Origin of the sequence: Herbiconiux moechotypicola, assembly GCF_024979255.1 — a bacterium.
GTDB lineage: Bacteria > Actinomycetota > Actinomycetes > Actinomycetales > Microbacteriaceae > Herbiconiux > Herbiconiux moechotypicola.
In genome coordinates, this window is the sequence record NZ_JANLCN010000006.1 from 32,314 (window position 1) to 57,278 (window position 24,965).

At 70.0% G+C, this 24,965-nt stretch carries 24 protein-coding genes; 13 read left to right on the top strand and 11 right to left on the bottom strand.

Features of this window, described 5'->3' with window-relative positions; genetic code table 11:
- The first annotated feature begins 37 nt into the window (after nt 1–37).
- A complete protein-coding gene (locus N1031_RS10835) occupies nt 38–1,270 on the top strand; it encodes an AI-2E family transporter (RefSeq protein ID WP_259479650.1) in 1,233 nt (410 codons plus the stop codon).
- Nucleotides 1,263–2,507, top strand: a complete 1,245-nt coding sequence (ilvA, locus tag N1031_RS10840) for a threonine ammonia-lyase (RefSeq protein WP_259479651.1) — start codon at nt 1,263–1,265, stop codon at nt 2,505–2,507. The genes N1031_RS10835 and ilvA overlap by 8 nt, the downstream gene beginning before the upstream one ends.
- 71 nt (nt 2,508–2,578) lie before the next feature.
- Here the strand turns inward: ilvA and greA are convergent, their stop codons facing one another.
- Together greA and N1031_RS10850 are read right to left on the bottom strand one after the other, a co-directional pair.
- Nucleotides 2,579–3,067 (bottom strand): transcription elongation factor GreA, encoded by a 489-nt coding sequence (greA, locus tag N1031_RS10845; RefSeq protein WP_259479652.1) that lies wholly within the window; start codon nt 3,065–3,067, stop codon nt 2,579–2,581.
- A gap of 9 nt (nt 3,068–3,076) precedes the next feature.
- Nucleotides 3,077–3,487 carry a DUF4307 domain-containing protein gene (locus N1031_RS10850; RefSeq protein ID WP_259479653.1) on the bottom strand — a complete coding sequence of 137 codons (411 nt, stop codon included), beginning with the start codon at nt 3,485–3,487 and terminating at the stop codon, nt 3,077–3,079.
- 98 nt (nt 3,488–3,585) lie between these two features.
- On the opposite strand from N1031_RS10850, the gene mca reads away from it, so the two are divergent.
- Both mca and N1031_RS10860 read left to right on the top strand, forming a co-directional pair.
- Nucleotides 3,586–4,452: a mycothiol conjugate amidase Mca gene (gene mca / locus N1031_RS10855; RefSeq protein WP_259479654.1), complete on the top strand. Its 867-nt coding sequence runs from the start codon at nt 3,586–3,588 to the stop codon at nt 4,450–4,452.
- The gene (locus tag N1031_RS10860) at nt 4,449–4,733 is read left to right on the top strand and encodes a hypothetical protein (RefSeq protein WP_259479655.1); all 285 of its coding nucleotides are present in this window, start codon (nt 4,449–4,451) and stop codon (nt 4,731–4,733) included. Before mca ends, N1031_RS10860 begins: the two co-directional genes overlap by 4 nt.
- Nucleotides 4,734–4,735: 2 nt before the next feature.
- Here the strand turns inward: N1031_RS10860 and trhA are convergent, their stop codons facing one another.
- A complete protein-coding gene (gene trhA, locus N1031_RS10865; protein ID WP_259479656.1) occupies nt 4,736–5,470 on the bottom strand; it encodes a PAQR family membrane homeostasis protein TrhA in 735 nt (244 codons plus the stop codon).
- 51 nt (nt 5,471–5,521) lie between these two features.
- On the opposite strand from trhA, the gene N1031_RS10870 reads away from it, so the two are divergent.
- From N1031_RS10870 to N1031_RS10880, 3 genes are all read left to right on the top strand, one after another.
- Nucleotides 5,522–6,313 (top strand): isoprenyl transferase, encoded by a 792-nt coding sequence (locus N1031_RS10870; RefSeq protein WP_375163633.1) that lies wholly within the window; start codon nt 5,522–5,524, stop codon nt 6,311–6,313.
- A gap of 205 nt (nt 6,314–6,518) precedes the next feature.
- Nucleotides 6,519–7,889, top strand: a complete 1,371-nt coding sequence (phoH2, locus tag N1031_RS10875; RefSeq protein WP_259479658.1) for an RNA 5'-3' helicase PhoH2 — start codon at nt 6,519–6,521, stop codon at nt 7,887–7,889.
- A 77-nt stretch (nt 7,890–7,966) separates the two neighbouring features.
- The gene (locus N1031_RS10880; protein WP_259479659.1) at nt 7,967–8,566 is read left to right on the top strand and encodes a prepilin peptidase; all 600 of its coding nucleotides are present in this window, start codon (nt 7,967–7,969) and stop codon (nt 8,564–8,566) included.
- A gap of 110 nt (nt 8,567–8,676) precedes the next feature.
- On the opposite strand, the gene N1031_RS10885 is transcribed toward N1031_RS10880, so the two are convergent.
- The 5 genes from N1031_RS10885 to xseA form a co-directional block, all read right to left on the bottom strand.
- On the bottom strand, nt 8,677–10,092 hold the full coding sequence (locus N1031_RS10885) for a class II fumarate hydratase (RefSeq protein WP_259479660.1): 1,416 nt from the start codon (nt 10,090–10,092) through the stop codon (nt 8,677–8,679).
- 72 nt (nt 10,093–10,164) lie between these two features.
- A complete protein-coding gene (locus N1031_RS10890; RefSeq protein WP_310795684.1) occupies nt 10,165–10,824 on the bottom strand; it encodes a carbonic anhydrase in 660 nt (219 codons plus the stop codon).
- Nucleotides 10,825–10,914: 90 nt separating this feature from the next.
- Nucleotides 10,915–11,622 (bottom strand): DUF4245 domain-containing protein, encoded by a 708-nt coding sequence (locus N1031_RS10895; RefSeq protein ID WP_259479661.1) that lies wholly within the window; start codon nt 11,620–11,622, stop codon nt 10,915–10,917.
- 2 nt (nt 11,623–11,624) lie between these two features.
- Entirely contained in the window at nt 11,625–11,879 is a 255-nt protein-coding gene (locus N1031_RS10900; protein ID WP_259479662.1) for an exodeoxyribonuclease VII small subunit, read from the bottom strand.
- Between the two features lie 94 nt (nt 11,880–11,973).
- Nucleotides 11,974–13,212 (bottom strand): exodeoxyribonuclease VII large subunit, encoded by a 1,239-nt coding sequence (gene xseA, locus N1031_RS10905; RefSeq protein ID WP_259479663.1) that lies wholly within the window; start codon nt 13,210–13,212, stop codon nt 11,974–11,976.
- A gap of 133 nt (nt 13,213–13,345) precedes the next feature.
- Between xseA and N1031_RS10910 the strand changes: the two genes are divergently transcribed.
- Complete coding sequence (locus N1031_RS10910; protein WP_259479881.1) at nt 13,346–14,380, top strand: 4-hydroxy-3-methylbut-2-enyl diphosphate reductase; 1,035 nt, start codon at nt 13,346–13,348, stop codon at nt 14,378–14,380.
- Between the two features lie 59 nt (nt 14,381–14,439).
- Here N1031_RS10910 and N1031_RS10915 read toward each other — a convergent pair whose 3' ends face one another.
- Entirely contained in the window at nt 14,440–15,006 is a 567-nt protein-coding gene (locus tag N1031_RS10915) for a DUF6264 family protein (RefSeq protein ID WP_259479664.1), read from the bottom strand.
- 95 nt (nt 15,007–15,101) lie between these two features.
- Nucleotides 15,102–16,145, bottom strand: coding sequence for a class II fructose-bisphosphate aldolase (fbaA, locus tag N1031_RS10920; RefSeq protein ID WP_259479665.1), 1,044 nt, complete (start codon nt 16,143–16,145; stop codon nt 15,102–15,104).
- 191 nt (nt 16,146–16,336) lie between these two features.
- Here fbaA and N1031_RS10925 point away from each other — a divergent pair, with 191 nt between their 5' ends.
- The 5 genes from N1031_RS10925 (at nt 16,337) to glpX (ending at nt 22,541) form a co-directional block, all read left to right on the top strand.
- Nucleotides 16,337–17,698: an NAD(P)H-dependent oxidoreductase gene (locus N1031_RS10925; protein ID WP_259479666.1), complete on the top strand. Its 1,362-nt coding sequence runs from the start codon at nt 16,337–16,339 to the stop codon at nt 17,696–17,698.
- Between the two features lie 109 nt (nt 17,699–17,807).
- On the top strand, nt 17,808–18,554 hold the full coding sequence (locus tag N1031_RS10930) for a FadR/GntR family transcriptional regulator (RefSeq protein ID WP_259479667.1): 747 nt from the start codon (nt 17,808–17,810) through the stop codon (nt 18,552–18,554).
- A 66-nt stretch (nt 18,555–18,620) separates the two neighbouring features.
- Nucleotides 18,621–19,946, top strand: coding sequence for an MFS transporter (locus N1031_RS10935; protein ID WP_259479668.1), 1,326 nt, complete (start codon nt 18,621–18,623; stop codon nt 19,944–19,946).
- A gap of 174 nt (nt 19,947–20,120) precedes the next feature.
- Nucleotides 20,121–21,398 carry a four-carbon acid sugar kinase family protein gene (locus N1031_RS10940; protein ID WP_259479669.1) on the top strand — a complete coding sequence of 426 codons (1,278 nt, stop codon included), beginning with the start codon at nt 20,121–20,123 and terminating at the stop codon, nt 21,396–21,398.
- 159 nt (nt 21,399–21,557) lie between these two features.
- Nucleotides 21,558–22,541 carry a class II fructose-bisphosphatase gene (gene glpX / locus N1031_RS10945; RefSeq protein ID WP_259479670.1) on the top strand — a complete coding sequence of 328 codons (984 nt, stop codon included), beginning with the start codon at nt 21,558–21,560 and terminating at the stop codon, nt 22,539–22,541.
- A 599-nt stretch (nt 22,542–23,140) separates the two neighbouring features.
- On the opposite strand, the gene N1031_RS10950 is transcribed toward glpX, so the two are convergent.
- Nucleotides 23,141–24,850 (bottom strand): DNA recombination protein RmuC, encoded by a 1,710-nt coding sequence (locus N1031_RS10950; protein WP_259479671.1) that lies wholly within the window; start codon nt 24,848–24,850, stop codon nt 23,141–23,143.
- Nucleotides 24,851–24,965 lie beyond the last annotated feature (115 nt).

Consider the following 24,965-nt stretch of genomic DNA (forward strand, 5'->3'; position numbering starts at 1 on the left):
GCGAGCGGGCGCATACACCCGCTCCTAGACTTGGCACATGTCTCCGAGCGAGAGTCCGCGCCGCAAGCTGTTCTCCCGGCGTTCCGGCGCGCCCGCCGACGCAGCCGCAGCCGTCTCGGAGACGAGGCACGGCGCATCCGTCGCCGGCGTGCCCTTCACGGATGCGCCCACCACCGACGCCCTCGACTCGGTGCCGCTCGGTATGCGCATCGCGGGTGCCTGGTCGTGGCGCATCCTCGTGGTGCTGGCCGTGCTCGCCGTGCTCGGTTTCCTCATCGTGCAGCTACGGCTGCTCGTCATCCCGCTCATGGTGGCGGTGGTGCTCTCGGCGCTGCTGGTGCCGTTCAAGAACTTCCTGGTCAAGCACCGCTGGCCGCGGTGGCTGGCCATCACGGTGGCCGAGGTGGGCACCCTCGTGGTGGTGGCGGGCCTGCTCTTCCTCGTCGCGACGCAGGTCTATTCCGGCTTCGACGACCTGAGGGCCCAGACCGTCACCTCCTACAACGACCTCAAGGCCTTCCTCGCCCAGTCGCCGCTGCAGATCTCCGAAGACGACTTCAACGCCTACGTGGCGCAGCTCTGGGCGGCAGTGCAGCAAGACAGCCAGGTGCTCATCTCGGGTGCGGCGGCCGTGGGGTCGAGCATCGGACACGTGCTCGCGGGCGTGCTGCTGACGCTGTTCTCGACCCTGTTCATCCTCATCGACGGCGAGCGCATCTGGTCGTGGATCGTGCGCATCTTCCCGCGCAAGGCGCGGGCCGCCACCGACGGGGCGGGCAAGGCGGGCTGGCGCACGCTGCAGAACTTCGTGAAGGTGCAGATCCTGGTGGCGTCGATCGATGCCGTCGGCATCGCGGTCGGCGCGGCGATCCTCGGGGTGCCTCTGGCCATCCCGATCGGCGTGCTCGTGTTCCTCGGTTCGTTCATCCCGATCATCGGAGCCGTGGTCACCGGTGCCGTGGCCGTGTTCATCGCGCTGGTCTACAACGGCTGGGTGATCGCGCTCATCATGCTCGGCGTGGTGCTGCTCGTGCAGCAGATCGAGGGGCACGTGCTGCAGCCGCTCGTGATGGGCACCGCGGTGCGCGTGCATCCGCTCGCCGTCGTGCTGGCCGTGGCCGGCGGATCGATGGTGGCGGGGATCGCCGGGGCCTTCTTCGCCGTGCCGGTGGTCGCCACCCTCAACGTCATGATCAACTACGTCGCCGGGGGAACCTGGCGCACATCCGTCTCCACCCCTGCCCTGAAGGAGTCCTTGCCCGATGCCTGACACCGGAACCACGTTCGCGGGCCCTGCGCTCGCCGACATCGAGGCGGCCCGCACCCGCGTCTCGGCGGTCGCGCAGGTGACGCCGATGGAGAGCTCGCGCTTCCTCGCCGAGATCATCGAGTCGCCGGTGTACCTCAAGTGCGAGAACCTGCAGCGCACCGGCTCGTACAAGATCCGCGGCGCGTACAACCGCATCTCGAGCCTCTCCGACGAGGAGAAGGCGCGCGGGGTCGTGGCGGCCTCCGCCGGAAACCACGCCCAGGGCGTGGCGTTCGCAGCGCGCGAGCTCGGCATCAAGGCCACCATCTTCATGCCGATCGGCGTGCCGCTGCCGAAGCTGCAGGCCACCCGCAACTACGGCGCCGACGTGGTGCTGCGCGGGCACTCGGTGGAGGAGGCGCTGCGGGCCGCCGCCGAGTTCTCGCAGGCGACCGGGGCCGTCGTCATCCCGCCCTTCGACCACCTCGACGTGGTGACGGGGCAGGCGACGCTCGGTCTCGAGATCCTCGACCAGGTTCCGGATGTGGACACCGTCGTCGTGTCGATCGGCGGCGGCGGGCTCATCTCGGGCATCGCGAGCGCGGTGAAGCAGCGGGCCGCGGCGGAGGGGCGCAGCATCCGGGTGATCGGCGTGCAGGCCGCGAACGCGGCCGCCTACCCGCCCTCGCTGGTGGCGGGGGAGCCGGTCGAGATCACGACCGCGCCCACCATCGCCGACGGCATCCACGTGTCGAAGCCGGGCATCCTCAACTTCGAGATCATCAGCGAGCTGGTCGACGAGGTCGTGACGGTCTCCGAGGCCGACATCGCCCGGGCCCTGCTGCTGCTGCTCGAGCGGGCGAAGCAGGTCGTGGAGCCGGCCGGTGCGGCAGGGGTCGCGGCGATCCTGGCGGGCAAGATCGTCGACGCGGGAACGACCGTGGTGGTGCTCTCGGGCGGCAACATCGACCCGCTGCTCATGCAGCGCGTCATCAGCCACGGGCTCGCGGCGTCTGACCGCTACCTGAAGCTGCGCATCATGCTGCCCGACCGTCCCGGCCAGCTGGCGCGCACCGCCGAGCTCGTGGCCGAGGCGAACGCGAACGTGGTGGAGGTGCAGCACACGCGCCACGGCAAGGGGCTGCAGATCAGCCAGGTCGAGCTCGAGCTGCACATCGAGACGCGGGGCCCCGAGCACCGCGACCAGGTCGTCACCAAGCTCCGCGACGCCGGCTTCGAACTCCGCGTGGAGCAGTAGCCCGTCCGGGCGTCCGGGCCCGGATGCGCGGTGTACCCGGACGCGCGGTGCACCCGGGTCGGCGGGGTGCCTCAGCCGGTGAAGGTCTCGACGTCGGTGATCTCGACGGAGATGTCGCGGCCGTTGGGGGCCGTGTAGGTGGTCTTCTCTCCGATCTTGAGGCCGATGATGGCGGCGCCGAGCGGGCTCTGCTCGCTGTAGACGTCGAGATCGGTGTTTCCGGCGATCTCGCGCGAGCCGAGCAGGAACTTCTCTTCGCCGCCGGCGACGAGCGCGGTCACGACCACGCCGGGCTCCACGACACCGTGGCTCTCGGGCGTCTCGCCCACCTGGGCGGTGCGCAGCAGCTGCGTGAGCTGACGGATGCGGGCCTCGATCTTGCCCTGCTCGTCTTTCGCGGCGTGGTACCCGCCGTTCTCCTTGAGGTCGCCCTCCTCGCGCGCGGCCTCGATGCGCTTGGCGATCTCGATGCGCGCCGGACCGCTCAGCTCCTCGAGCTCGCCGGCGAGGCGGTCGTAAGCCTCCTGCGTGAGCCAGGTGATCTGCGTGTCTTCAGCCATCCGACAAGATTAGGTGAGCCAGCAGTCGTAGATCAAACCCGTGGTCGCCAGCTCGCTCGTGCGCACGATCTCCGAGAACGAACGGGTCGCGGCCTCGGAGGCGGGCAGGTCGATGACCTTCCAGCCCACCACCGCGAACTTCTCACTGAGCGCCTGCACCACGCAGCTGGCGGTCGACCCGCGCGGCACCGTGACGTCGAAGTCGACCCGAACGCTGCGCGCGTCGATCACCTGGTGCGCCGTGTCCTGCGTGTCGACGGTGGCGTTCACGCCGTCGAGGCCGGCCCACACCACCCACACCACCATCACGACGGCCACCGCGATGCCGGCGACCCACGCCACGACCTTCCCGCGCAGGCGCCGCGAAGGGGTGCGCCCGTACCGCTCGGCGAGCACCTCGGCGGCGCTGTCGTCGCTCACGGCGTGCACCTCACTGCAGAATTCTCCCGGGATCGAACGATTAGGCTTGGAAGGCCTTGAGATCAAGGCTAGCTGCACAACCTGAGGAGTTGAGACCGGTGACGCTGCGCCTCATGGCCGTCCACGCGCATCCTGACGACGAGTCGAGCAAGGGCGCCGCCACCTACGCCTACTACCTCGACCGCGGAGTCGAGGTGATGGTCGTCAGCTGCACCGGAGGTGAGCGCGGCTCCATCCTCAACGAGGCCCTCGAGCCCCGGGCCTGGGCCGAGCGCGACATGGCGGGGCTCCGCCGGGTCGAGATGGCCGCTGCGCAGTCGGTCGTCGGCTTCGAGCACCGCTGGCTGGGCTACGCCGACTCGGGCTACCAGGAGCCGGGTTCGGGTGATCCCGTGCCCGCCAACTCCTTCGGCGACATCCCGGTCGAGATCTCGGCTGCCCCGCTGGTGAAGCTGGTGCGCGAGTTCAAGCCCCAGGTGCTGGTCACCTACGACGAGAACGGCGGCTACCCGCACGCCGACCACATCCGCTGCCACGAGGTGTCGGCACTCGCCTTCGAGGCCGCGGCCGACCCCGAGGCCTACCCCGGGCTGGGCGAGCCGTGGGAGGTGTCGAAGCTCTACTACGACGCCATCATGAACCCGGCCCGCTTCGAGGCCATCTTCGAGCTGTTCTCGGTCGAGGAGCCCGACAACCCCTTCCTCGCCGATCTCACCCAGATGCGCGAGCGGATGCGCGACCGCGAGAACCCGACGACCGTGAGCATCCCCTCGGGCGAGTTCTTCGCCGTGCGCGACGCCGCTCTGCGCTCGCACGCCAGCCAGGTCGCGCCCGAGCATCCGTTCTTCTTCGGCCCCAACGACCTGCACCGCCGCGCCTGGCCCTACGAGGACTTCCAGCTGGCCCGGACGCGCATCCCGGTGCCCGACACCGAGCACGACCTGTTCGACGGGGTGACCGCGTGATCGCGCTGCTCGCCGACGTCACCACGCCCGACCCCGACAGCGTCACCCCGGGGGTCATCGGCTTCATCGCCACCTTCTTCGTCGCGGTGGCCACACTGCTTCTCATCCTCGACATGGTGCGCCGGGTGCGGCGGGTGAACCTGCGGGCGCAGGTGCGCGCCGAGCTGGCCGAGGAGGTCGCGGCCAAGGAGGCCGCCGGGCAGGGCCAGGATGCGGAGGCCGGCACGAGCACGGGTGCCGCCTCGGACTCGGGCGAGCGGCCCGCGTCTCCTCGCGACTGAGTTCAGCCGTTGAACGGCGGGTCGATCGCCAGCAGCAGGATCGCCGTCCAGTGGCAGAGGAACGCGATGACGGTGAAGGTGTGGAACACCTCGTGGAAGCCGAACCGGCCGGGGAAGAAGTTGGGCCGCTTGAACGCGTACGCCAGAGCGCCCACCGTGTAGGCCACCCCACCGACCAGCACGAGGATCATCGACGCCGCGTTGGCGTTGAGGATGTCGACGATGTACATCACCGCCGCCCAGCCGAGCGCGAGGTAGAGGATGACGTACAGCCAGCGCGGCGCCCCGATCCAGAACACGCGGAAGCCGATGCCGAGCAGCGCCCCCGCCCACACGATCGCGAGCAGCAGGATGCCCTTCTCGGGCGGCAGCGCCAGCACCGCGATGGGGGTGTAGGTGCCCGCGATGAGCAGGAAGATGTTGGAGTGGTCGATGCGCTTGAGCAGCAGCTTCGTCTTCGGCTTCCAGTTGAAGCGGTGGTAGAGCGCCGAGTTGCCGAACAGCATCATCGAGGTGAGCATGAACACCGCGCTCGACCATTTGGCCGCGGCCCCGTCGCCGAGGCAGATCAGCACGATGCCGGCGGCGATCGTGAACGGGAACATGCCCGCGTGGATCCAGCCGCGCCAGGTGGGTTTCGTCTCCACCGGCGGGTGGTCGAGCGCATCTTCGAGCAGCGGGAGCTTGGGCAGCTCGGGGCCCTCGTCGGAGACGCGGGCGAGCTCGGTTTCGGCCATGAGGCCAGAGTAGACCTCCGCCCATGCGTGCTCGCTGAAAGCGGGTAACGTATGCGTGTGCCGAATGGACAGAAGCGTGCCGCCAAGGGGCTGCTCTACCGCCTCTACCAGAGACGCATCCGCCAGCACCTCGACGGTGCGGTGCTGCCCAAGCACGTCGCGATGATCCTCGACGGCAACCGCCGCTGGGCCAAACAGCGTCTCCTCGGCACGGCGGCGCACGGACACCGGGCCGGGGCGGCGAAGATCCGCGAGTTCCTGGAGTGGTGCGACGATCTCGGCATCGAGGTGGTCACCCTGTACCTCCTCTCCACCGACAACCTCACCAACCGCGACGGCGAGGAGCTCACCGAGCTGATCGAGATCATCGCCGACCTCGCCGACGACCTCTCGCGCTTCCGTGACTGGCGGGTGAAGCACGTCGGTTCCACGGTCGGGCTGCCCGAGCCGCTCGTGGCGGCGCTCGACGGCGCCGAGGCGCGCACGGCGTCGAACACCGGGCTGCACGTGAACCTCGCGGTGGGCTACGGCGGCCGGTCGGAGATCGCGGATGCGGTACGCAGCATCATCCAGAAGCACCGCGGTCTCGGTCACGGGCTCGACGAGCTCGAGGCGGCCATCGACCAGGAGCTCATCGCCGAGCACCTCTACACCGGCGGTCAGCCCGATCCCGACCTGGTCATCCGCACCTCGGGCGAGCAGAGGCTCTCCGACTTCATGCTGTGGCAGTCGGCGCACTCGGAGTTCTACTTCATGGAGGCGCTGGGGCCGGATGTGCGCGAGGTGGACTTCCTGCGCGCGCTGCGCGACTTCTCGCGGCGGCAGCGGCGCTTCGGCGGGTGAATTACACGCGTGTAACACAGCGTTAATCTGATGGGTCGCGTGTCGTAACCCACGCATCCTGGTTCAGACGTAGGTTCAGTTGCATCAGGCATGGCGCCTGATCGAGACGGCCACACAAGTACGTTTCGACCGACCTCACCGTGGCCCGATCGCCTACTGATCCGAGCGCCGCGCGCTCGGGGTTGGAGTGGATGTGGCCGAGCCCATGACTCAGAAGACCAGTCAGAACAGCACCGGAGAGGATGCACGAAGCACCACCCAGACAGCGCACGCGAATTCGACGGCCGAGGTGACCTACGTACTGGACACCTCGGTTCTTCTGTCTGATCCGAAGGCCATCTTCCGTTTCGCCGAGCACGCCGTGGTTCTCCCGGTGGTGGTCATCAGCGAGCTGGAGGCCAAGCGCAACGACCCCGAGATCGGGTACTTCGCTCGGCAGGCCCTGCGCAACCTCGACGAGCTGCGCATCCAGCACGAGCGACTCGACTTCCCGATCGCGGTCGGCACGGAGGGGGGAAGCCTCCGTGTCGAGCTCAACCACTCCAACACCTCGGTGCTGCCGTCGGGGCTTCAGCTGAGCGGCAACGACACGCGCATCCTGGCCGTGGCCCAGAACCTCGCCAACGACGGTCTGTCGGTGACCGTCGTGTCGAAAGACCTGCCGCTGCGCGTCAAGGCGGCCTCGATCGGCCTGGCCGCCGAGGAGTACCGCGCCGAGCTCGCCCCCGACTCCGGATGGACGGGGCTGGCCGACATCACCCTCGGCTCCGACGAGATGGCCGACCTCTACGACCAGGAGCAGCTGACGACCCCGCTGGTGGCCTCGCTGCCGGTGAACACGGGGCTCGTGGTGCACTCCGACCGCGGGTCGGCCCTCGGCCGGGTGACCGGGCGCGATACCTTCCGGCTGGTGCGCGGCGACCGCGACGTGTTCGGGCTGCACGGGCGTTCGGCCGAGCAGCGGGTGGCGATCGACATGCTTCTCGACCCCGAGGTGGGGATCGTGTCGCTGGGTGGGCGAGCGGGGACGGGGAAGTCCGCTCTCGCCCTCTGCGCCGGTCTCGAGGCGGTGCTCGAGAAGCAGCAGCACAAGAAGATCATGGTGTTCCGTCCGCTGTACGCGGTGGGCGGCCAGGAGCTCGGCTTCCTGCCGGGCGACGCGGCCGAGAAGATGAACCCGTGGGCGCAGGCGGTGTTCGACACGCTCGGGTCGCTGGTGTCGCAGAACGTGCTCGACGAGGTGATCGACCGCGGGATGCTCGAGGTGCTGCCGCTCACGCACATCCGCGGGCGCTCGCTGCACGATGCGTTCGTGATCGTCGATGAGGCGCAGTCGCTGGAGCGCAACGTGCTGCTCACGGTGCTCTCGCGCATCGGCCAGAACTCGCGGGTGGTGCTCACGCACGACGTCGCGCAGCGTGACAACCTGCGGGTGGGCCGGCATGACGGGGTCGCGTCGGTGATCGAGACGCTCAAGGGGCACGCGCTGTTCGGGCACATCACGCTCACCCGGTCGGAGCGGTCGGCGATCGCCGCCCTCGTCACCGAGATGCTGGAGTCGAACGAGCTGGCGTAGCCGGTCTGCTCGACTCGTCCTGCACACGCTCAGGACGGGCCGTCTTCCTCCCCAACGGGGCGGGATGCGGCCCGTCCGTGTCCGGGGCATCCTACGGTTGCCGGGTGCTCACGCTGGTGCCGCTCCTCCACCTCGCCGCCGCGACGGCTCCGTTGATCGTGGCCGACCTCCGCACGCTGCGGCTTCCCGATCGGATCGTGCTGCCGGGCCTCGCCGTGCTGGCGTGGGCGATCGTGTCGCTGGCGGTGTGTGGCGCGCCGGAGACCGCTCTGCGCGGCCTCGGCGGGGCCGCGTGCGGGGGAGTGGCCCTGGGTGTGGCGTGGGCGCTCGGCGCGGTCGGCCTGGGCGACGTGAAGCTCGCCCTCTGGCTCGGCGGCCTCGCCGGACTGTTCAGCTCGCCCGCGGGGGCGACGGGGACGCCGGCGCTCGGAGCAGCGGTGGCCGTGGGGATGACGGGGACACCGGCGATTGCGGCGGCGGTGGTCGCGGGAGTGATCGCGGTGGCGGCCACGGCCGTCCTGTGGCGGCCACTCCCGCGCCTCTCCGCGCTCCAGGGGTGCCACCTGCATCCCTCGTCCTCCCCGCTGCTGGCCCACCTGCCGGGTGGTGGCGTGCCCTTCGGCCCCGCGCTTCTGGCCGCGTTCTGGGCCTGGGTTCTCGTGGGTGCTCTCTCGTGAGGGAGTCGCCACTGCGAGACGCAAAAAGTCGTCCATCCGAGGGGAATGGACGACTTTCTGGCGGATCGTGCGCAGCAGGCGCGCAGCGGGCGCGTGGGCCGAAGGGCGCGCTACTTCGCGGCGGGCGGGCGGGTCATCGAGAGCACGTCGAGGGCCGAGTCGAGCTGTTCGAGGGTGACCTCGCCGCGCTCGACGAAGCCGAGGTCGATGACGGCGTCGCGCACGGTGATGCCCTTGGCCACGGAGTGCTTGGCGATCTTCGCGGCCGCCTCGTAGCCGATGACCCGGTTGAGCGGGGTGACGATCGAGGGCGACGACTCGGCCAGCGCGCGGGCCCGGTCGAGGTTGGCCTCGAGCCCGGCGACCGTCTTGTCGGCGAGCAGCACCGCGGAGTTCGAGAGCAGACGGATCGACTCGAGCAGCGCCGTGCCCATGACCGGGATCGCCACGTTGAGCTCGAACGCTCCCGACGCACCCGACCAGGCGATCGACGCGTCATTGCCGATGACCCGTGAGCACACCATGAGCACGGCTTCGGGGATGACCGGGTTGACCTTGCCGGGCATGATCGACGACCCGGGCTGCAGGTCGGGGATGTGCAGCTCGCCGATGCCCGTGTTCGGGCCCGAGCCCATCCAGCGCAGGTCGTTGCAGATCTTCGTGAGCGACACCGCGAGCACGCGCAGCGCACCCGAGGCCTCGACGAGGGAGTCGCGGGCGCCCTGCGCCTCGAAGTGGTCGCGCGCCTCGGTGATGGGGAGGCCCGTCTCCTCGGCGAGGAGCGAGATGACGAGCTGGGGGAAGCCTGCCGGGGTGTTGATGCCGGTGCCGACGGCCGTGCCACCGAGCGGTACCTCGGCCACGCGGGGGAGCGCCGACTGCACGCGCTCGATGCCGAGGCGGATCTGCATGGCGTAGCCGCCGAACTCCTGGCCGAGCGTGACCGGCGTGGCGTCCATGAGGTGGGTGCGGCCCGACTTCACCGCCGTGGCCCACAGTGCGGCCTTCGCCTCGAGCGCCTCGGCGAGGTGCTCGAGCGAGGGGATGAGGTCGTGGATGAGCGCACTCGTGACGGCGACGTGAACCGAGGTGGGGAACACGTCGTTCGACGACTGCGAGGCGTTGACGTGGTCGTTGGGGTGCACCTTCGAACCGAGCGACTCGGAGGCCAGCGAGGCGAGCACCTCGTTCATGTTCATGTTCGACGAGGTGCCCGACCCGGTCTGGTAGACGTCGATCGGGAAGTGCTCGTCGAGCTCGCCCGTCACCACCCGGTCGGCCGCCGAGGAGATGGCGTCGGCGATGGCCTGGTCGAGCACGCCGAGGCGTGCATTCGCGATCGCCGCGGCCTTCTTGATGCGCGCGAGCGCCGCGATCTGGGCCGACTCGAGTCCGTCACCCGACACGGGGAAGTTCTCGACCGCCCGCTGCGTCTGGGCGCCGTAGAGCGCGGAGGCGGGAACCCGCACCTCGCCCATGGTGTCGTGCTCGATGCGGAACTCGGTCTCGGAGGCGTTGTCCACCACTGTGTGGTCGTCCTTTCGTCGTGCCGCGCGGGTGCGCGGTGGGAGGGGGTGTGAAGTCGGTTCGGGCGGCGGTCAGATCTCGCCGACGACCATGTCGGGAACGGCGCGGCCCTCGGCGAGACGGTAGTTCGCCCCCACGATGGCCAATCTACCGTCGGCGACGGCCGCGGAGATGATCTCGGAGGACTCGAGGAGCTTCGACACCGTCGAGCGCAGGTGCACCCTGCCCACCTCGCCGGCGTCGGGCGCGCTGAGGAGGCTGCCGTCGTCGGCGCGCTCGGCGTGCACATGGTCGAGCGCGGGCACGATCTGCTCGACGAGGCCGCGGATGTGGCCGGGCAGCGGCGGGGCGTCGGGCAGCTGCGAGTCGATCGCCGCGCGCACCGCACCGCAGGCGTCGTGACCGAGCACGACGATGAGCGAGACGCCGAGCACCTCGACCGCGTACTCCAGGCTGCCGAGCACCGAGTCGGAGACCACCTGGCCGGCGTTGCGCACCACGAACAGGTCGCCGAGGCCGAGGTCGAAGATGATCTCGGCGGCGAGGCGGGAGTCGCTGCAGCCGAAAAGGGCGGCCCGAGGAGTCTGCAGCTCGGCGAGGCCGGCCCTCGTCTCGACGTCTTGCCGGGGGTGCTTCGGGGTGCCCTCCACGAACCGCGTGTTGCCGCGCGTCATCGTGGCCCACACCCGCTGGGGCGTGGTGGCCTCTGGCTCGTCGATCTCGGTGCTCATGCTCCCTGTTCCGTCTTACTCGGTTCCGTCGTGCTCGTCGGTGGTCTGGTCGGTCACGCCCTGGTCAGTGACGCGCCGGGCGGTCGTGCCCTACTCGGTCGTGCCGTCTGTCGACGTGCCGCTCGTGCTGCCGAGCGGCACCTCGGCGACCGCCGGCTGCTCGAGCACGTTGCCGGCGATCGCGGTGGCGACCTCGGCGATCTCGGCCTCGCTGGCCGTGCCGAACACGATGTAGGTGGTGGCACCCGACTCGGCGGTGAGCGCGTACTCCACGTTGCCCAGGTCGGTGCCGCCGGTCGCCCGGTTGTCGTAGACGGTCCACTCGACGCCGTCGAGCTCGACCGTGCCGCTCGCGAGCCCCCGCCCCACCTGCTCCGAGAGCCAGCTCGGGTTCGACCCGATCGCCTGGGTGAGGCCCACGTACTCGTTCGACGGCGTGATGAGCCCGACGTACCACGACACCACCTGGTCGGCGCTCGAGGTGCGGAGCTCGGCCGCGTTGGACTCCCAGGTGTCGGGAAGATCGGGCACGGCCAACGGGATCGGCATGGAGCTCTGGGCGCTCACCGCCACCGACCGGTAGTCGATCGGCTCGAGCAGCGACTGCTCGGGCCGCGGCACGGCGAAGACGATCACCCCCACGAGGGCCACGGAGACCAGCAGAGCGTAGAGCAGATTGCGCAACGTCTTGCGGTCGCGGTATAGCCGCGACTGCTCGGCCTTGCGGGCCGCGGTCTCAGAGGGGGTCTCCGGCCGGCCGAGTTCGGCGACGATCGGCTTCTCGGTGGTCTTGGCCACGGCTACTCGCCCTCCTCGACCGTGACGCCACCGGTGACGCCGCCCGTGCCTCCGGTGCGCGCCGCCTCGAGCCGCGCCTTCGCGCCGAGCAGCCACTCCTCACAGCGCGAGGCCAGCGCTTCACCGCGCTCCCAGAGGGCGAGCGACTGCTCGAGCGTGGCCGACCCCTGCTCCAGCTCGCCGACGACCCTGATCAGCTCGTCGCGGGCTTCTTCATAGCTCAGCGCCTGGATGTCGGTGGTGGACGTCGAAGGCATGCCCCAATCCTACCGAGGCACCGCCCGGCTCGCGGCCGGGGGAGCAGTCTGTGGACAACTCCTCAGCGCGCCGCGTCGGTGCAGGAGAAGACCCTCACCCGTCGCGATGGGTCTCGCCCGCCACCGCGTCGAACGCCCCCTCGGCGACCGTCACCGTGAGCGCGCTTCCCGGCCGCGCATCCGCCGCCGCCCGCACGATGTGCCCGTCGGCGCCCTGCACGATCGCGTACCCGCGATCGAGGGTGCGCTGCGGCGACAGCGCTCGAAGGTGCCCGGCGAGCTCGCGCACGCGGTCTCCCTCGCGCTCGACGGCGCGCGTGACGAGCTCGTCGCCGCGCGCCACGAAACGCGTCAGCTCCTCCGACCGCGACGAGACGATCCAGCGGGGATCGGCCAGCGCGGGCCGCGAACGGATCTGCGCCACGCGATCGCTCTGCACCGTCACCAGGTGCGCGATGCGGCTGCGGATGCGGAGACGAGCCTGATCGGCCCTGGCCAACTCCTCGGTGACGTCGGGCACCACCCGCTTCGCCGCATCCGTCGGCGTCGACGCCCGCAGGTCGGCCACCAGATCGAGCAACGGCCGGTCGGCCTCGTGACCGATGGCGCTCACGATCGGCGTGCTCGCGGCGGCCGCGGCGCGCAGCACCCGTTCGTCGCTGAAGCCCAGCAGGTTCTGGAAGTCGCCGCCGCCGCGCGCCACGATGATGACGTCGACCGCCGGGTCGGCGTCGAGCCGCTCGATGGCCCGCGCCACCTCGCGCGCCGTGCGGTCGCCCTGCACCGCCGTGTGCACCACGTGGAACGACACCGACGGCCAGCGCAGATGGGCGTTGCGCAGCACGTCTTTCTCGGCATCGCTGTCTTTGCCCGTGATGAGACCGACGCCGGTCGGCAGAAAAGGCAGCGGCTTCTTGCGGGCCGGGTCGAACAGCCCCTCCGCAGCCAGCTGGGCGCGCAGCCGCTCGAGCCGCTCGAGCAGGTCGCCGAGGCCGACGTGCCGCATGTCGAACACCTGCATGGTGAGGGTGCCGCCACGCACCCAGTAGTTCGGCTTGATGAGCGCGAGCACGCGGTCGCCCTGCTTGAGGTCGGCCGGGATCTTCGCCTTGACCGACGACCAGATGGTGAAACCGATGGTGGCGTCGACCGCGAGGTCTTTCAGCTTGCCGTAGACGTTGCCGCCCGACACGCCCCACTGCGTGATCTCGCCCTCGACCCACGCGGTGCCGAGACGCTCGATGTAGCCGCGCACCTTCTGGGCCAGCTCGGCCACGGGCCACGGGTTCTCGAGGGTGGGCGGGCCGCTCGAGAACGACGGCGTCTCGCTCATCCTGACCTCCTCGGTGCGGGCGACGCGTGCCCGGTGCGGGCGACGCCCGCGGGATGCGGCCGCCTTCGGCCCTCACCCAGCCCGCCCGACGTAGACTCGTGGGGTGAGCAATGCGACGACCATCAGCCTGCCGATGCCGAGAATGCCCGGCACGCGCTCCAGGCTAGAGGACAAACCGGTGACCGGTCGCAAACGTGTGCTGCTCGCCGCCCCCCGGGGCTACTGTGCAGGAGTAGACAGGGCCGTGGTCGCGGTCGAGAAGGCCCTCGAGAATTACGGCGCCCCCGTCTATGTGCGCAAGCAGATCGTGCACAACGTGCATGTGGTCTCCACGCTGGAGAAGCGCGGCGCCATCTTCGTCGACGAGGTCGACGAGGTGCCCGAGGGCGCCCACGTCGTCTTCTCCGCCCACGGCGTGTCTCCCGCCGTCGTGCAGGGCGCCGCCGATCGCGGACTCCAGGCCATCGACGCCACCTGCCCGCTCGTCACCAAGGTGCACCGCGAGGCCGTGCGCTTCGCCAAGAGCGACTACGAGATCCTGCTCATCGGCCACGAGGGCCACGAAGAGGTCGAGGGCACCGCGGGCGAGGCGCCCGAGCACATCACGCTCGTGAACAGTCCGGATGCGGTGGCCGACATCGAGGTGAAAGACCCCGAGAAGGTGGTGTGGCTCTCGCAGACCACGCTCTCCGTCGACGAGACGATGGAGACCGTGCGGCGCCTGCGCGCCAAGTTCCCGAAGCTGCAAGACCCGCCGAGCGACGACATCTGCTACGCCACGCAGAACCGCCAGGTGGCCATCAAGAAGGTGGCCCAGGATGCAGACCTCGTCATCGTCGTCGGCTCCGCGAACTCGTCGAACTCCGTGCGCCTGGTGGAGGTGGCGCTGGAGTACGGCGCGAAGGCCGCCTACCGCGTCGACTACGCCCACGAGGTGAAGCAGGAGTGGCTCGACGGCGTGGAGACGATCGGCGTCACCTCGGGCGCATCCGTTCCCGAGGTGCTCGTGCAGGAGCTTCTCGACGACCTCGCGGGCGCCGGCTACGACGACATCGAGACCGTGCAGACTGCCGAGGAAGACCTCGTGTTCTCGCTTCCGAAGGAACTGCGCCGCGACACCTCGGGCAAGAAGGACGCCCGCGCGCTCGGAGGCCGCCACCGCGCCTGACGTCGCGCCCGGCCGCGAGTGCGGCAGGGCTGCTACCGCACTCGCAGCGACCGTACTCGCTACGGCTGCACCGACCCCAGGATGCTCGGGTCGGCCAGCAGCGCGACGAGCACCACCACCAGGTTGGTGGCGAAGCTCAGCGCCGCGCCGATGAGCGGCACGAAGAAGCTGAGCTTCTGCGCCCGCATCCGCTGGATCGACCACACCAGCGTGAGGGCGAAGATCACCACGAGCACGGTCGCGCCGACGGCTCCCGCCGACGAAGCCTGGGCATCGGCGCCGTAGGTGCCCGAGATGCCCTGCATCTGCATGAACTCGTTCATCACGTCGGGCAGCACGAGGAAGCTCGACACCATGTTGACCGTCGCGAGCAGGCCCGCGGCGAGCAGGAGGATCGTGGCGATGCGGTCGCCCGAGCGGTTCTTCGGGGTGGCGGGGCCGGGCGCGCCGGGATCGGGCGTCCCGGCGATCGGAGCCGCCGGGGAGGCGGGAGGTGCGGGATTCGCGACAGCGGCCGCGCTCGCGGGCGTCGCCTCGGACTCGGGCTCCTCCTGCTGCGGAGGCTTCCAGCTCCAGCCCTCGGGAGCGAGCTCCCCGTACTTCGGCTTCGGTCGTTCGTCGCTCATGGCTGGTCGCGCATCCTAGATTCTGGAGGTGGGTGACGGTGCGGGGCCGTCGATGACGTGCCCCGCACCCCGTGGTTCCTGCGGTGGTGCCGGCGTTACTTGCCGGAGTGCCCGGCTGAGCCCAGCTGCTGGGTGGCCTCGACCACGCGGGCGGCCATCGCCGACTCGGCGATCTTGCCCCAGGCGCGGGGGTCGTAGACCTTCTTGTTGCCCACCTCGCCGTCGACCTTCAGCACGCCGTCGTAGTTGGTGAACATGGTGCCGGCCACCGAGCGGGTGAAGGCGTACTGGGTGTCGGTGTCGATGTTCATCTTCACCACGCCGTTCGCGACCGCCTCGGCGATCTCCGCATCCGTCGACCCCGATCCGCCGTGGAAGACGAGGTCGAGGGGCTTGGGGTCGTGGCCGTTCGCGCCCTTGAACCCATACCGTGCAGCGAGTCCGTCCTGGATCTCCTTCAGCAGCTCGGGCTTCAGCTTCACGTTGCCCGGCTTGTAGACGCCGTGCACGTTGCCGAAGGTGAGCGCGGCCATGTAGCGGCCGTTCTCGCCGAAGCCGAGGGCCTCGACGGTCTGCACCGCGTCGTCGAGGGTGGTGTACAGGTGCTCGTTGATGTCGTGGCTGACACCGTCCTCCTCGCCGCCGACGACGCCGATCTCCACCTCGAGGATGGCGTTGATCGCCTTCGTCTTCGCGAGCACCTGCTCGGCGATGCGGAGGTTGTCGGCGAGCGGGATGGCCGAGCCGTCCCACATGTGCGACTGGAAGATGGGCTCGCGGCCGGCCTTCACCTCGGCCTCGGAGGCCTCGATGAGAGGGAACACGAAGTCGGCGAGCGCGGGCTCTGGGCAGTGGTCGGTGTGCAGGGCCACCGTGACGGGGTAGCTCTTGGCCACCTGGTGGGCGAACGCCGCGAAGGCGAGGGCACCGGTGGCGCGGGCCTTCACGGTGTGGCCGGCGAAGTAGTCGGCGCCGCCGGTGGTCACCTGGATGATGCCGTCGGAGCCGGCCTCGGTGAGCCCCTGCAGCACGGCGTTCAGGGTCTGCGACGAGGAGACGTTGATGGCGGGGTAGGCGAAGCCGCCGGCCTTCGCCTTGTCGAGCATCTCCGCGTACTGGTCAGGGGTTGCAATGGGCATGTCATCTCCTTTGGTGGGCGCGCCTCGCGGGCGCGGCAGCGCGCCGGCCGGTGCCGTTCGCCCCCGAGTCTAGCGAGACCGACTTGACAGACCGTGAACATCCGCACATGATGATGAAAGACAGATGGTCTGACCATCAGTCCTCATGTCAACGAGTGGCGGCACGGCCGTCTACAAAGGAGTAGTCCTCGATGAACCTCTACCCGCTTCTCCAGAAGCGCACGGCGGCCGCAGGCCCCATCCGAGTCGGCGTCATCGGCGCCGGCAAGTTCTCGTCGATGTTCCTCACCCAGGCGGTGGGCAGCGACAACATCCACGTCGTCGGCGTCGCCGACATCAACGTGCCGAAGGCGAAGGATGCGCTGGCCCGCACCGGCTGGCCGGCCGAGCGCTACGCCGCCGGCAGCCTCGACGAGGCGCTGCGCACAGGCGGCACGCACGTGCTGGAGAGCGCCGACCGTCTGCTCGAGCACCCCGCCATCGAGGTCGTGCTCGAGATCACCGGCAACCCGATCATCGGCACCTACCACGCGGTGAAGGCCATCGACAACGGCAAGCACATCATCATGGTGAACGTCGAGGCCGACTGCATGGTGGGCCCCATCCTGCAGCGCCGCGCCGAGGCGGCCGGGGTCGTCTACTCGATGGCCTACGGCGACCAGCCCGCGCTCATCTCCGAGCTCGTCGACTGGTGCCGCACCGTCGGCTTCGACGTGGTCGCCGCCGGCAAGGGCACCAAGTACCTGCCGGAGTACAACTACTCCACGCCCGACACGGTCTGGAACTACTACGGCTTCACCGACGAGCAGCTGGCCACGGGCGACTTCAACCCGAAGATGTTCAACTCCTTCCTCGACGGCACGAAGTCGGCGATCGAGATGGCCGCCGTCGCCAACGGCACCGGCCTCATTCCGCAGACCGAAGGCCTCAACTTCACGCCCGTCGGCGTCGACGACCTGCCCCAGATGCTCAAGGAGCGCGAGAAGGGCGGCACGCTCTCGCGCCGCGGCACCGTGGAGATCATCTCGAGCCTCAACCGCGACGGCAGCGAGGTCTACCGCGACCTGCGCTGGGGTGTCTACGTGACCTTCGAGGCCACCACCGATTACGCCGCGCAGTGCTTCGCCGAGTACGGCGTGAAGACCGACGACTCGGGCCGGTACGGCTCGCTCTACCGGCCGTATCACATGATCGGTCTCGAGCTCGGGGTGTCGATCGCCTCCGCCGTGCTGCGGGGCGAGGCCACCGGCGCGCCGACCGGCTTCCGTGGCGACGTGGTGACCACCGCCAAGAAAGACCTCAAGGCCGGCGAGACGCTCGACGGCGAGGGCGGCTACACCGTCTTCGGCAAGCTCGCCCCCGCCGAGCTCTCGCTCGAGCGCCGGGCGCTCCCGCTCGGTCTCGCCCACGGCATGAAGCTCGTCCGCGACGTGCCGAAAGACCAGACCGTGTCGTGGGACGACGTGGACGCCGACGAGACCCTGCACGCGGTGCGCATCCGTCGCGAGCTCGAGAACGAGTTCCGCGCGGAGCACCTCGCGGTGGGCGTCTGAGACGCGATTCACAGGTACGACGGTCAGACCATCACGCCCATGAAAACTACACTGGAGAGAGGCGGCGCGGGCGATGTCCGGCGGCCGTTCTCGACGAAGTGGGGGCACGATGACGATCGGCAACGGCTGGGAGCCCGTGCAGCGGGTTCGCACCTACGAGCAGGTGATGGCCCAGATCGAGGAGCGGATCCTCGACGGCAGCCTGAAGGCGGGAGACCATCTCCCCTCGGAGCGCGACCTGTCGGCGATGCTCGGGGTGTCCCGGCCGTCGCTGCGGGAGTCGCTCCGGGTGCTCGAGGCGCTCGGCGTGGTGGACATCCGGCGCGGGGGAGGTGCCGACGGGGGAGCCGTCCTCCTCGGCACCCCCGGCCCCGGCTTCGTCAACCTCCTCAAACTGCAGGTGGCCCTCGGCCACTTCAGCCACAACGACGTGCTCGAGACGCGAATCGCGCTGGAGAGCTGGTCGGTCGCGGAGGCCGCCTATCGATCGACTGACGACGACATCCGCGATCTGCACGAGATCCTCGACCAGATGGACGACGAGCAGATCGACGCCCCCGAGTTCAACCGGCTCGACGCCGCGTTCCACGTGAGGATCGCGTCCTCGACCGGGAACGCCCTCACCGCGCACCTCATGGGTTCGCTCCGGGTGGCGATCAACCGCCAGATGCACGAGGCCTACGAACGGCTCGAGAACTGGCGCGAGACCGCCAAGACCGTCCGGGCCGAGCACCATCGCATCCTCGATGCCATCGAGGCCCGCGACGCCGACGCGGCCGTGCGCCTCGTGCGCGACCACATCAATGACTTCTACACGATCGGAAACGTCGGAGGGGTCGTCCCCACCACGCGATAGCGCTCGGAGCCCGGGCGCCGTCGCCGGACGGCACCCACGGCATATCAAAGGAGATACGAGCTTCAGATGACTGCAGTAGCCAGCACCCCCACCGCCCGGCAGGCCGCGGAGGGTTCCCCCGACAAACTCAAGGTCGCCATCGGCTCCGCCGTCGGCACGACTGTCGAGAACTACGACTTCCTCGCCTACGGCACCGCCGCCGCCCTCTACTTCGGGCCGCTCTTCTTTCCCGGGGACGACCCCGTGGTCGGAGTGCTCCTCGGCTTCCTCACCTTCGGCATCGGCTTCGCCATGCGGCCCCTCGGCGGCATCATCGGCGGATACCTCGGCGACAAGTACGGCCGCAAGCCCGTGCTCGTCGGTGCGCTGTTCGTGATGGGCATCTCGACGGTGCTCATCGGCTTCCTGCCGGCCTACGCGCAGGTGGGCATCTTCGCCCCGCTGCTGCTCACCCTCATCCGCATCGTGCAGGGCCTCGCCTTCGGAGCGGAGTGGGGCGGCGCCATCCTGATGACCTTCGAGCACGCGCCGTGGAAGAAGCGGGGCAAGTACTCCGCCATCCCGCAGGTCGGCGTGCCGCTCGGCGTGTTCCTGGCGAACATCGCGTTCCTCGCGACCGCGGGCCTCGACAACGACTGGGCCTGGCGCCTGCCGTTCGTGTTCAGCGCGGTGCTCATCTTCGCGGGCATGATCATCCGGCTCAAGGTGTCGGAGTCGCCGGAGTTCGAAGAGACCAAGGCCAAGGGCGAGCTCGTCAAGAACCCCATCCTCACGGTCATCAAGAACGACTGGCGCACCGTGCTGCGCGTCATCGCGCTCCGCCTGGCCGAGACTGGTGGTTTCTACGTGATCGTCACCTACATGATCAGCTACATCACCTCGAACGAGATCGCCTCCCGTGAGACCGCCCTCACCGGCCTCATCATCGCCACCGCGATCGGCGTGGGCACCACCATCATGTGGGGTGCGCTGAGCGATCGGTTCGGGCGGCGGCGGATGTACCTCATCGGATCGATCCTCACCGTGCTGTTCGGGTTCCCGATGTTCCTGCTCATCAACACCGGGTCGCCGTTCCTCATCGTGACGGTCTACATCATCGGTCTTGCGGTCATCCACGACATGCTCGCCGGCACCCAGGGCGCCTACTTCAGCGAGCTGTTCGCCACGAACACCCGCACCTCGGGTGCCTCGCTCGGCTACCAGTTCTCGGCGGCCATCTCCGGCTTCATCCCGTTCATCGCCACCGCGGCGGCGATCGGAATGGGCTGGGGCGGCGTGGCCTGGATCTACGTGGCCGTCGGTGTGATCGGCTTGATCGGTGTCGCGGTCACCCGCGAGACCTGGGGGCGCAAGGAGCGTGCCGAGGTCGACGCGCTGATCGCAGGGTCGTGACCCGCACCGGCCGCCCCGCTTCCGTGCAGACCGGTCCTGTCCGGCCGGTCTGCACGGCCTGGCGGGCGCGGCCGGGCCCCGTCCTCCCGGGTGGGCGGTGCCAGGTGCCGCCCACCCGATCCCGTCCAGTCCCGTCCCCTCCAGTCCCGTCCAGTCCTCTCCAGGAGAGCACCCATGAAGACCGTCATCCTCGACGACGACCCCACCGGCACGCAGTCGGCCTCGAACGTGCCCGTGCTGCTCGCCACGAGCGCCGAGCTGCTCACGGCGGCGTTGCGCGAGCACGACAGCGTGTACGTGCTCACCAACTCGCGCGCGATCACGGAGCCGAACGCGGTCGAGCTGGTCGCGCGCATCCGGCGGGAGAGCCTCGAGGCAGGACGGGCGCTCGGTGAAGCGGTGCAGTTCGTGCTCCGCGGTGACTCCACTCTGCGCGGCCACGTCTTCGCCGAGACCGAGGCGTTTCTCGACGACGACGGTGTGATGATCTTCGTGCCCGCCTTCCCCGACGGAGGCCGCACCACCCTCGGTGGCGTGCACTACGTGACCGTCGCCGGGGTCACCTACCCCGCCGACGAGACCGAGTTCGCCGACGACCCCGTGTTCCCGTTCAGCACCGCCCGGCTGATCGACTACGTCGCCGAGAAGTCGGGCAGGGCCGGGGTCGGGTTCGCGCTCGAGTCACTTCGTGCCGACGGGGGAGTGGCCGCTCTCGCCGAGGTGCTGTCGCAGGCCCCCGCGGGGGCGGTGGTGGTTCCGGATGCGGAGACCAACGACGACATCCGGCTCATCGCCCGGGCGATCGTGGCTGCCCGGGGTTCCGGCCGGGCTGTCGTGGTGCGGAGCGCGGCCCCGCTGGCGGCGGCGCTCGCCGGAGTGGAGTCGGTGGGACTGTTGCCCGTGCCGCTGCTGCCCGAGCCGGTCGACACCCTGCTCGTGTGCGGATCGCACACGGCGGGGGCGACCGCTCAGCTCGCCGAGGTGGAGAGCCGGTGGGGCGGGTTCAGCGTGATCGACACCGAGCGCGCGCTCGTGTCGCCCGCTGAGGAGGGGGTACGTGCGGCCGAGGCGGCGCGGCCGCAGCTCGCGGCGCGCTCGCTCGCCGTCGTGACGACGGAGCGGGCGCGCTCGGCCGCGCACAACACACTGGGGCACGGCGAGCGGGTGATGGACGCGCTCACCACGAGTGTGCGCGCGCTGCTGCCGTCTGTGGGGGTCGTGGTCTCCAAGGGCGGCATCACCTCGGCCGACGTGGCGCGCATCGGGCTGGGGGCCTCGTCGGCGACGGTGCTGGGCCAGGTGCTGCCCGGGGTGTCGGTGTGGCGGGTGACCGCGATCGACGGGCGGGAGCTGCTGTACGTGGTGGTGCCGGGCAACGTGGGGTCGGCGTCGACGCTGGTGCAGGTGCTGGAGGCGCTGGGGCTGCAGGCGCCGGCGGCAGTGTCGGCGTGAATCGGCTGCTGCCCGCCTGAGCCGGCTGCCCGCGTGTCTGGCTGCCTACGTGTGCCGGCTGCAGCCCGCGTGAGCCGGGTGCTGCCCGCGTGAGCCGGCTGCCCGCGTGAGCGCTGGGGATAGGCTGAATACATCACTCCCGGAAGGATCTCCCTCGCCATGACCTCTGACAGCGCCGTCCTCTACGAGCACCCCGACCGCAACCTCGCGATGGAGCTGGTGCGTGCCACCGAGGCGGCCGCGATCCGTGCTCAGCCGTGGATCGGCAAGGGCGACAAGAACGCCGCCGACGGCGCGGCCGTCGACGCCATGCGCAAGTTCCTCGGCACGGTCGACTTCGACGGCGTGATCGTGATCGGCGAGGGCGAGAAAGACCAGGCGCCGATGCTCTTCAACGGCGAGCACGTGGGCACCGGGCTCGGGCCCTCGTGCGACATCGCCGTCGACCCCATCGACGGCACGTCGCTCACCGCAGCGGGGCGGCAGAACGCCATCTCGATGCTCGCGGCCTCCGACCGGGGCACCATGCTCGACGCGTCGTCGGTGTTCTACATGAACAAGATCGTGACGGATGCGGACGGCATCGGCGTGATCGACATCGATCGGCCGATCGGCGACAACATCCGTGCCCTCGCGAAGGCGAAGGGCAAAGAGGTCGGCGACGTCCGGGTCGCCGTGCTCGACCGGCCGCGGCACGCGCAGCTCATCGAGGAGATCCGGGCCGCCGGGGCCGGCACCCGGCTCATGCTCGACGGCGACGTGGCGGGCGGCATCAACGCGGCGCGGTACGGCACCCGCATCGACATGTGCGTGGGCACCGGCGGCAGCCCCGAGGGTGTGGCGACGGCCTGCGCGATCAAGGCGCTGGGCGGATTCATCCAGACCAGGCTCGCGCCGAAAGACGACGAGGAGCGCCAGAAGGGCATCGACGCCGGACTCGACGTCGACAAGCTGTTCGAGGCCGACGACCTGGTGTCGGGCGACAACACCTTCTTCGTGGCGACCGGCGTGACCGACGGCGGACTCGTGGCCGGCGTGAAGCGGCTCGGGCCCGTCATCCGCACCGAGTCGATCGTGCTGCGGTCACACTCGGGCACCATCCGCCGCATCGAGGCCGACCACCTCATCGAGAAGTGGCTCTGACCGCCGCGACTCGGCCCCGTCCGGCGCCGAGTCGGCCCGGACCGGCGGTGAAGCGGCTCTGACCGGCGCCGAAGCGGCCCTGTCCGGCGCCTCGCCTTCCCACGGGCGCTGAGCCCGTCCTCAGGTTCACCCACGCAAGAATCCGCCCCACCGCCCCGTCCTGTGGGCTGCTCGGATTCATTCTTGCGCGAGCGAACCGCTGCGACGCACCGGATGCGCGAACCGCGGCCTACGCGGCGTGATGCGTCGGCCGCGGCCGCGCTGTGGGCGCGGCGGATGGCCGGTGGGCCGGCCGCGTGGATGCGGGAGTGGGCGTGGCGCGCCGCGACCCCGAGTCGGTGCGCGTCGGGCCTTGATTGGCGCTGCGAGTAGCGGTGCGGGTTGCTGGTGTGCTGCCTGCGCGGACCCGTGGGGCCTCTGTCACATAGCGCGCCGCGACCACGAGCCGAGCGTGGAGTGGCGCGGACATCAGCGGTCACGCGCCGGGCATGGTGGCCACGAGCCGGCGGTGTGTCGGGCCGGGCGCTGCGAGTGGGCGCCGCCCCGTGGAAGGTCGCGCGGGGCCGCCTCGCCCGGTGGGTGGGGGCTGTGGGGTGGGGTCAGCGGGTGGTGCCGGTGTCGAGATCGTCGTCGAGGGTGATCTCGAGTTCGATGACGCGGGAGTGCTCGTGGTCGAGGTAAGCGTCGTCGCGGCGCGCGGAGCCGCCGCCCAGGGCGTCGAACTCGGCGATGGTGCGCTCGACCTCGGCCTCGCGGGCCGCGTCTTCGGCGGCGTCGAAGTCGGCGTCTGGCTCGCCGTCGGAGCGGGTGACCGAGGCGCCGGCACGGCCCGCAGCCGCCCCCGCGAGCGCTCCGTCACCGGCGCGACGCTCCGCGAGTTCGTCGGCTCCGACGGGGGCCGCCTCGAGCTCGGCGAGCAGCTCGTGGCTCGAGAGCTCGCGAGGCGACTCCTCGAGTGTTCCCAGCTCGGGGAAGAGGCTGTCGCTCGACAGCGCGCCGAGCTTGCGGGCGGTGGGGAACACCTGCCGCTCGAACGAGCCGATGAAGGCGTTGTAGTCCTTCACGGTGCGGTCGATGGTGCGACCGAGCTTCTCGATGTGCGTCGCCGTCTTGCCGAGCCGCGTGTAGAGCTGCTGGCTCAGGTCGAACAGCTGGCGCGCCTCCTGGGTGAGCACGTCCTGCTGCCACGAGAACGCCACCGTCTTCAGCACCGACCACAGCGTGACCGGCGAGGCCAGCGCCACCTTGCGGCCGAAGGCGAACTCCATGATGGCCGGGTCGGCCTCGAGCGCGCTCGAGACCAGCGACTCGCTCGGGATGAACGCGATCACGAGTTCGGGTGAGGCCTCGAGTCCGTTCCAGTACCCCTTGGTGCCGAGCGCCGTGATGTGGTCGCGCAGCGCTTTCACGTGCCGCTTCATCAGCTGTGCGCGACGCTCGCCCTCGGCACCCGTGGCCGAGGCGGGGATGGCCGACGCTTCGAGGTAGGCGTCGAACGGCACCTTGGCGTCGACCGCGATGTTCTTGCCACCGGGCAGGTGCACGACCATGTCGGGTCGGCCTGCGCCCGAGTCGCTCACGATCGAGGTCTGCACGTCGAAGTCGACCCGCTCGATGAGCCCGGCCGCCTCGACGACGCTGCGCAACTGGGTCTCACCCCACACCCCGCGGGTGCTGTTGGAGCGCAGCGCCGAGGCGAGCGACTCCGCCGTGGAGCGCAGCCGCTCCTCCGACTCCGTGGCCGACTTCAGCTGCTGGGAGAGTTCGCCGTACTGCTGCTGCCGCTGGGTCTCCAGCTCCACGACCTTCGCCTGCACCGCCTTGAGGCTCTCCTGCACGGGGCTCAGCGCCACGAGCACCTTGCCGTCCTCCTCGATGCGGGCGGCCTCCGCCTCCTTCAGAGCGCGCAGTCGCTCTTGGAACTCGGCGAGCCGATCCTCCTGCGCCGCGATCTGCGCCCGGTACTGCTCGTCTTGGGCCGAGAGCCGCTCGCGCGCCTGCTCCGTGGCGAATTCCAGGCGCTCGCGAGAGACGGCCGCCGAGGCCTCGGCCTGCTCGCGCAGGGCCGTGGCGGTCGCCTCGACCCCGGCCAGCCGCGACTGCAGCTGTGCCCGCTCCTCGACCAGCTGCTCGACGCGCCCGCGCACCTGCACCAGGTCGGCGGTTCGCTCAGCCAGCGCCGACTCGACGGCCGGATCGACCGTGCCACGCGCATCCGTCTTTCGTGCCCTGGCGACCAGCAGCCCGCCTGCCACACCGAGGGCGAGGCCGAGCACGAGGCCGATGACGAGGGGGAGCAGTGCGTCCATGCAGACAGTGTGTCATCGACCTCAGACATCGGAGGGCGCGGCACGTCGCGTCGGAGTTATCCACAGGCTTCGAACCACGACTCCCGCTGCCCGACACCACCCCCTAGGCTGGCAG

Coding starts and splice junctions, on each gene's coding strand:
- N1031_RS10835 (WP_259479650.1), top strand. CDS start 38: ATGTCTCCGAGCGAGAGTCCGCGCCGCAAGCTGTTCTCCCGGCGTTCC.
- ilvA (WP_259479651.1), top strand. CDS start 1,263: ATGCCTGACACCGGAACCACGTTCGCGGGCCCTGCGCTCGCCGACATC.
- greA (WP_259479652.1), bottom strand. CDS start 3,067: ATGGCTGAAGACACGCAGATCACCTGGCTCACGCAGGAGGCTTACGAC.
- trhA (WP_259479656.1), bottom strand. CDS start 5,470: ATGGCCGAAACCGAGCTCGCCCGCGTCTCCGACGAGGGCCCCGAGCTG.
- N1031_RS10870 (WP_375163633.1), top strand. CDS start 5,522: ATGCGTGTGCCGAATGGACAGAAGCGTGCCGCCAAGGGGCTGCTCTAC.
- phoH2 (WP_259479658.1), top strand. CDS start 6,519: ATGACTCAGAAGACCAGTCAGAACAGCACCGGAGAGGATGCACGAAGC.
- N1031_RS10890 (WP_310795684.1), bottom strand. CDS start 10,824: ATGAGCACCGAGATCGACGAGCCAGAGGCCACCACGCCCCAGCGGGTG.
- N1031_RS10900 (WP_259479662.1), bottom strand. CDS start 11,879: ATGCCTTCGACGTCCACCACCGACATCCAGGCGCTGAGCTATGAAGAA.
- xseA (WP_259479663.1), bottom strand. CDS start 13,212: ATGAGCGAGACGCCGTCGTTCTCGAGCGGCCCGCCCACCCTCGAGAAC.
- N1031_RS10910 (WP_259479881.1), top strand. CDS start 13,346: ATGCCGAGAATGCCCGGCACGCGCTCCAGGCTAGAGGACAAACCGGTG.
- N1031_RS10915 (WP_259479664.1), bottom strand. CDS start 15,006: ATGAGCGACGAACGACCGAAGCCGAAGTACGGGGAGCTCGCTCCCGAG.
- fbaA (WP_259479665.1), bottom strand. CDS start 16,145: ATGCCCATTGCAACCCCTGACCAGTACGCGGAGATGCTCGACAAGGCG.
- N1031_RS10925 (WP_259479666.1), top strand. CDS start 16,337: ATGAACCTCTACCCGCTTCTCCAGAAGCGCACGGCGGCCGCAGGCCCC.
- N1031_RS10930 (WP_259479667.1), top strand. CDS start 17,808: ATGACGATCGGCAACGGCTGGGAGCCCGTGCAGCGGGTTCGCACCTAC.
- N1031_RS10935 (WP_259479668.1), top strand. CDS start 18,621: ATGACTGCAGTAGCCAGCACCCCCACCGCCCGGCAGGCCGCGGAGGGT.
- N1031_RS10940 (WP_259479669.1), top strand. CDS start 20,121: ATGAAGACCGTCATCCTCGACGACGACCCCACCGGCACGCAGTCGGCC.
- glpX (WP_259479670.1), top strand. CDS start 21,558: ATGACCTCTGACAGCGCCGTCCTCTACGAGCACCCCGACCGCAACCTC.
- N1031_RS10950 (WP_259479671.1), bottom strand. CDS start 24,850: ATGGACGCACTGCTCCCCCTCGTCATCGGCCTCGTGCTCGGCCTCGCC.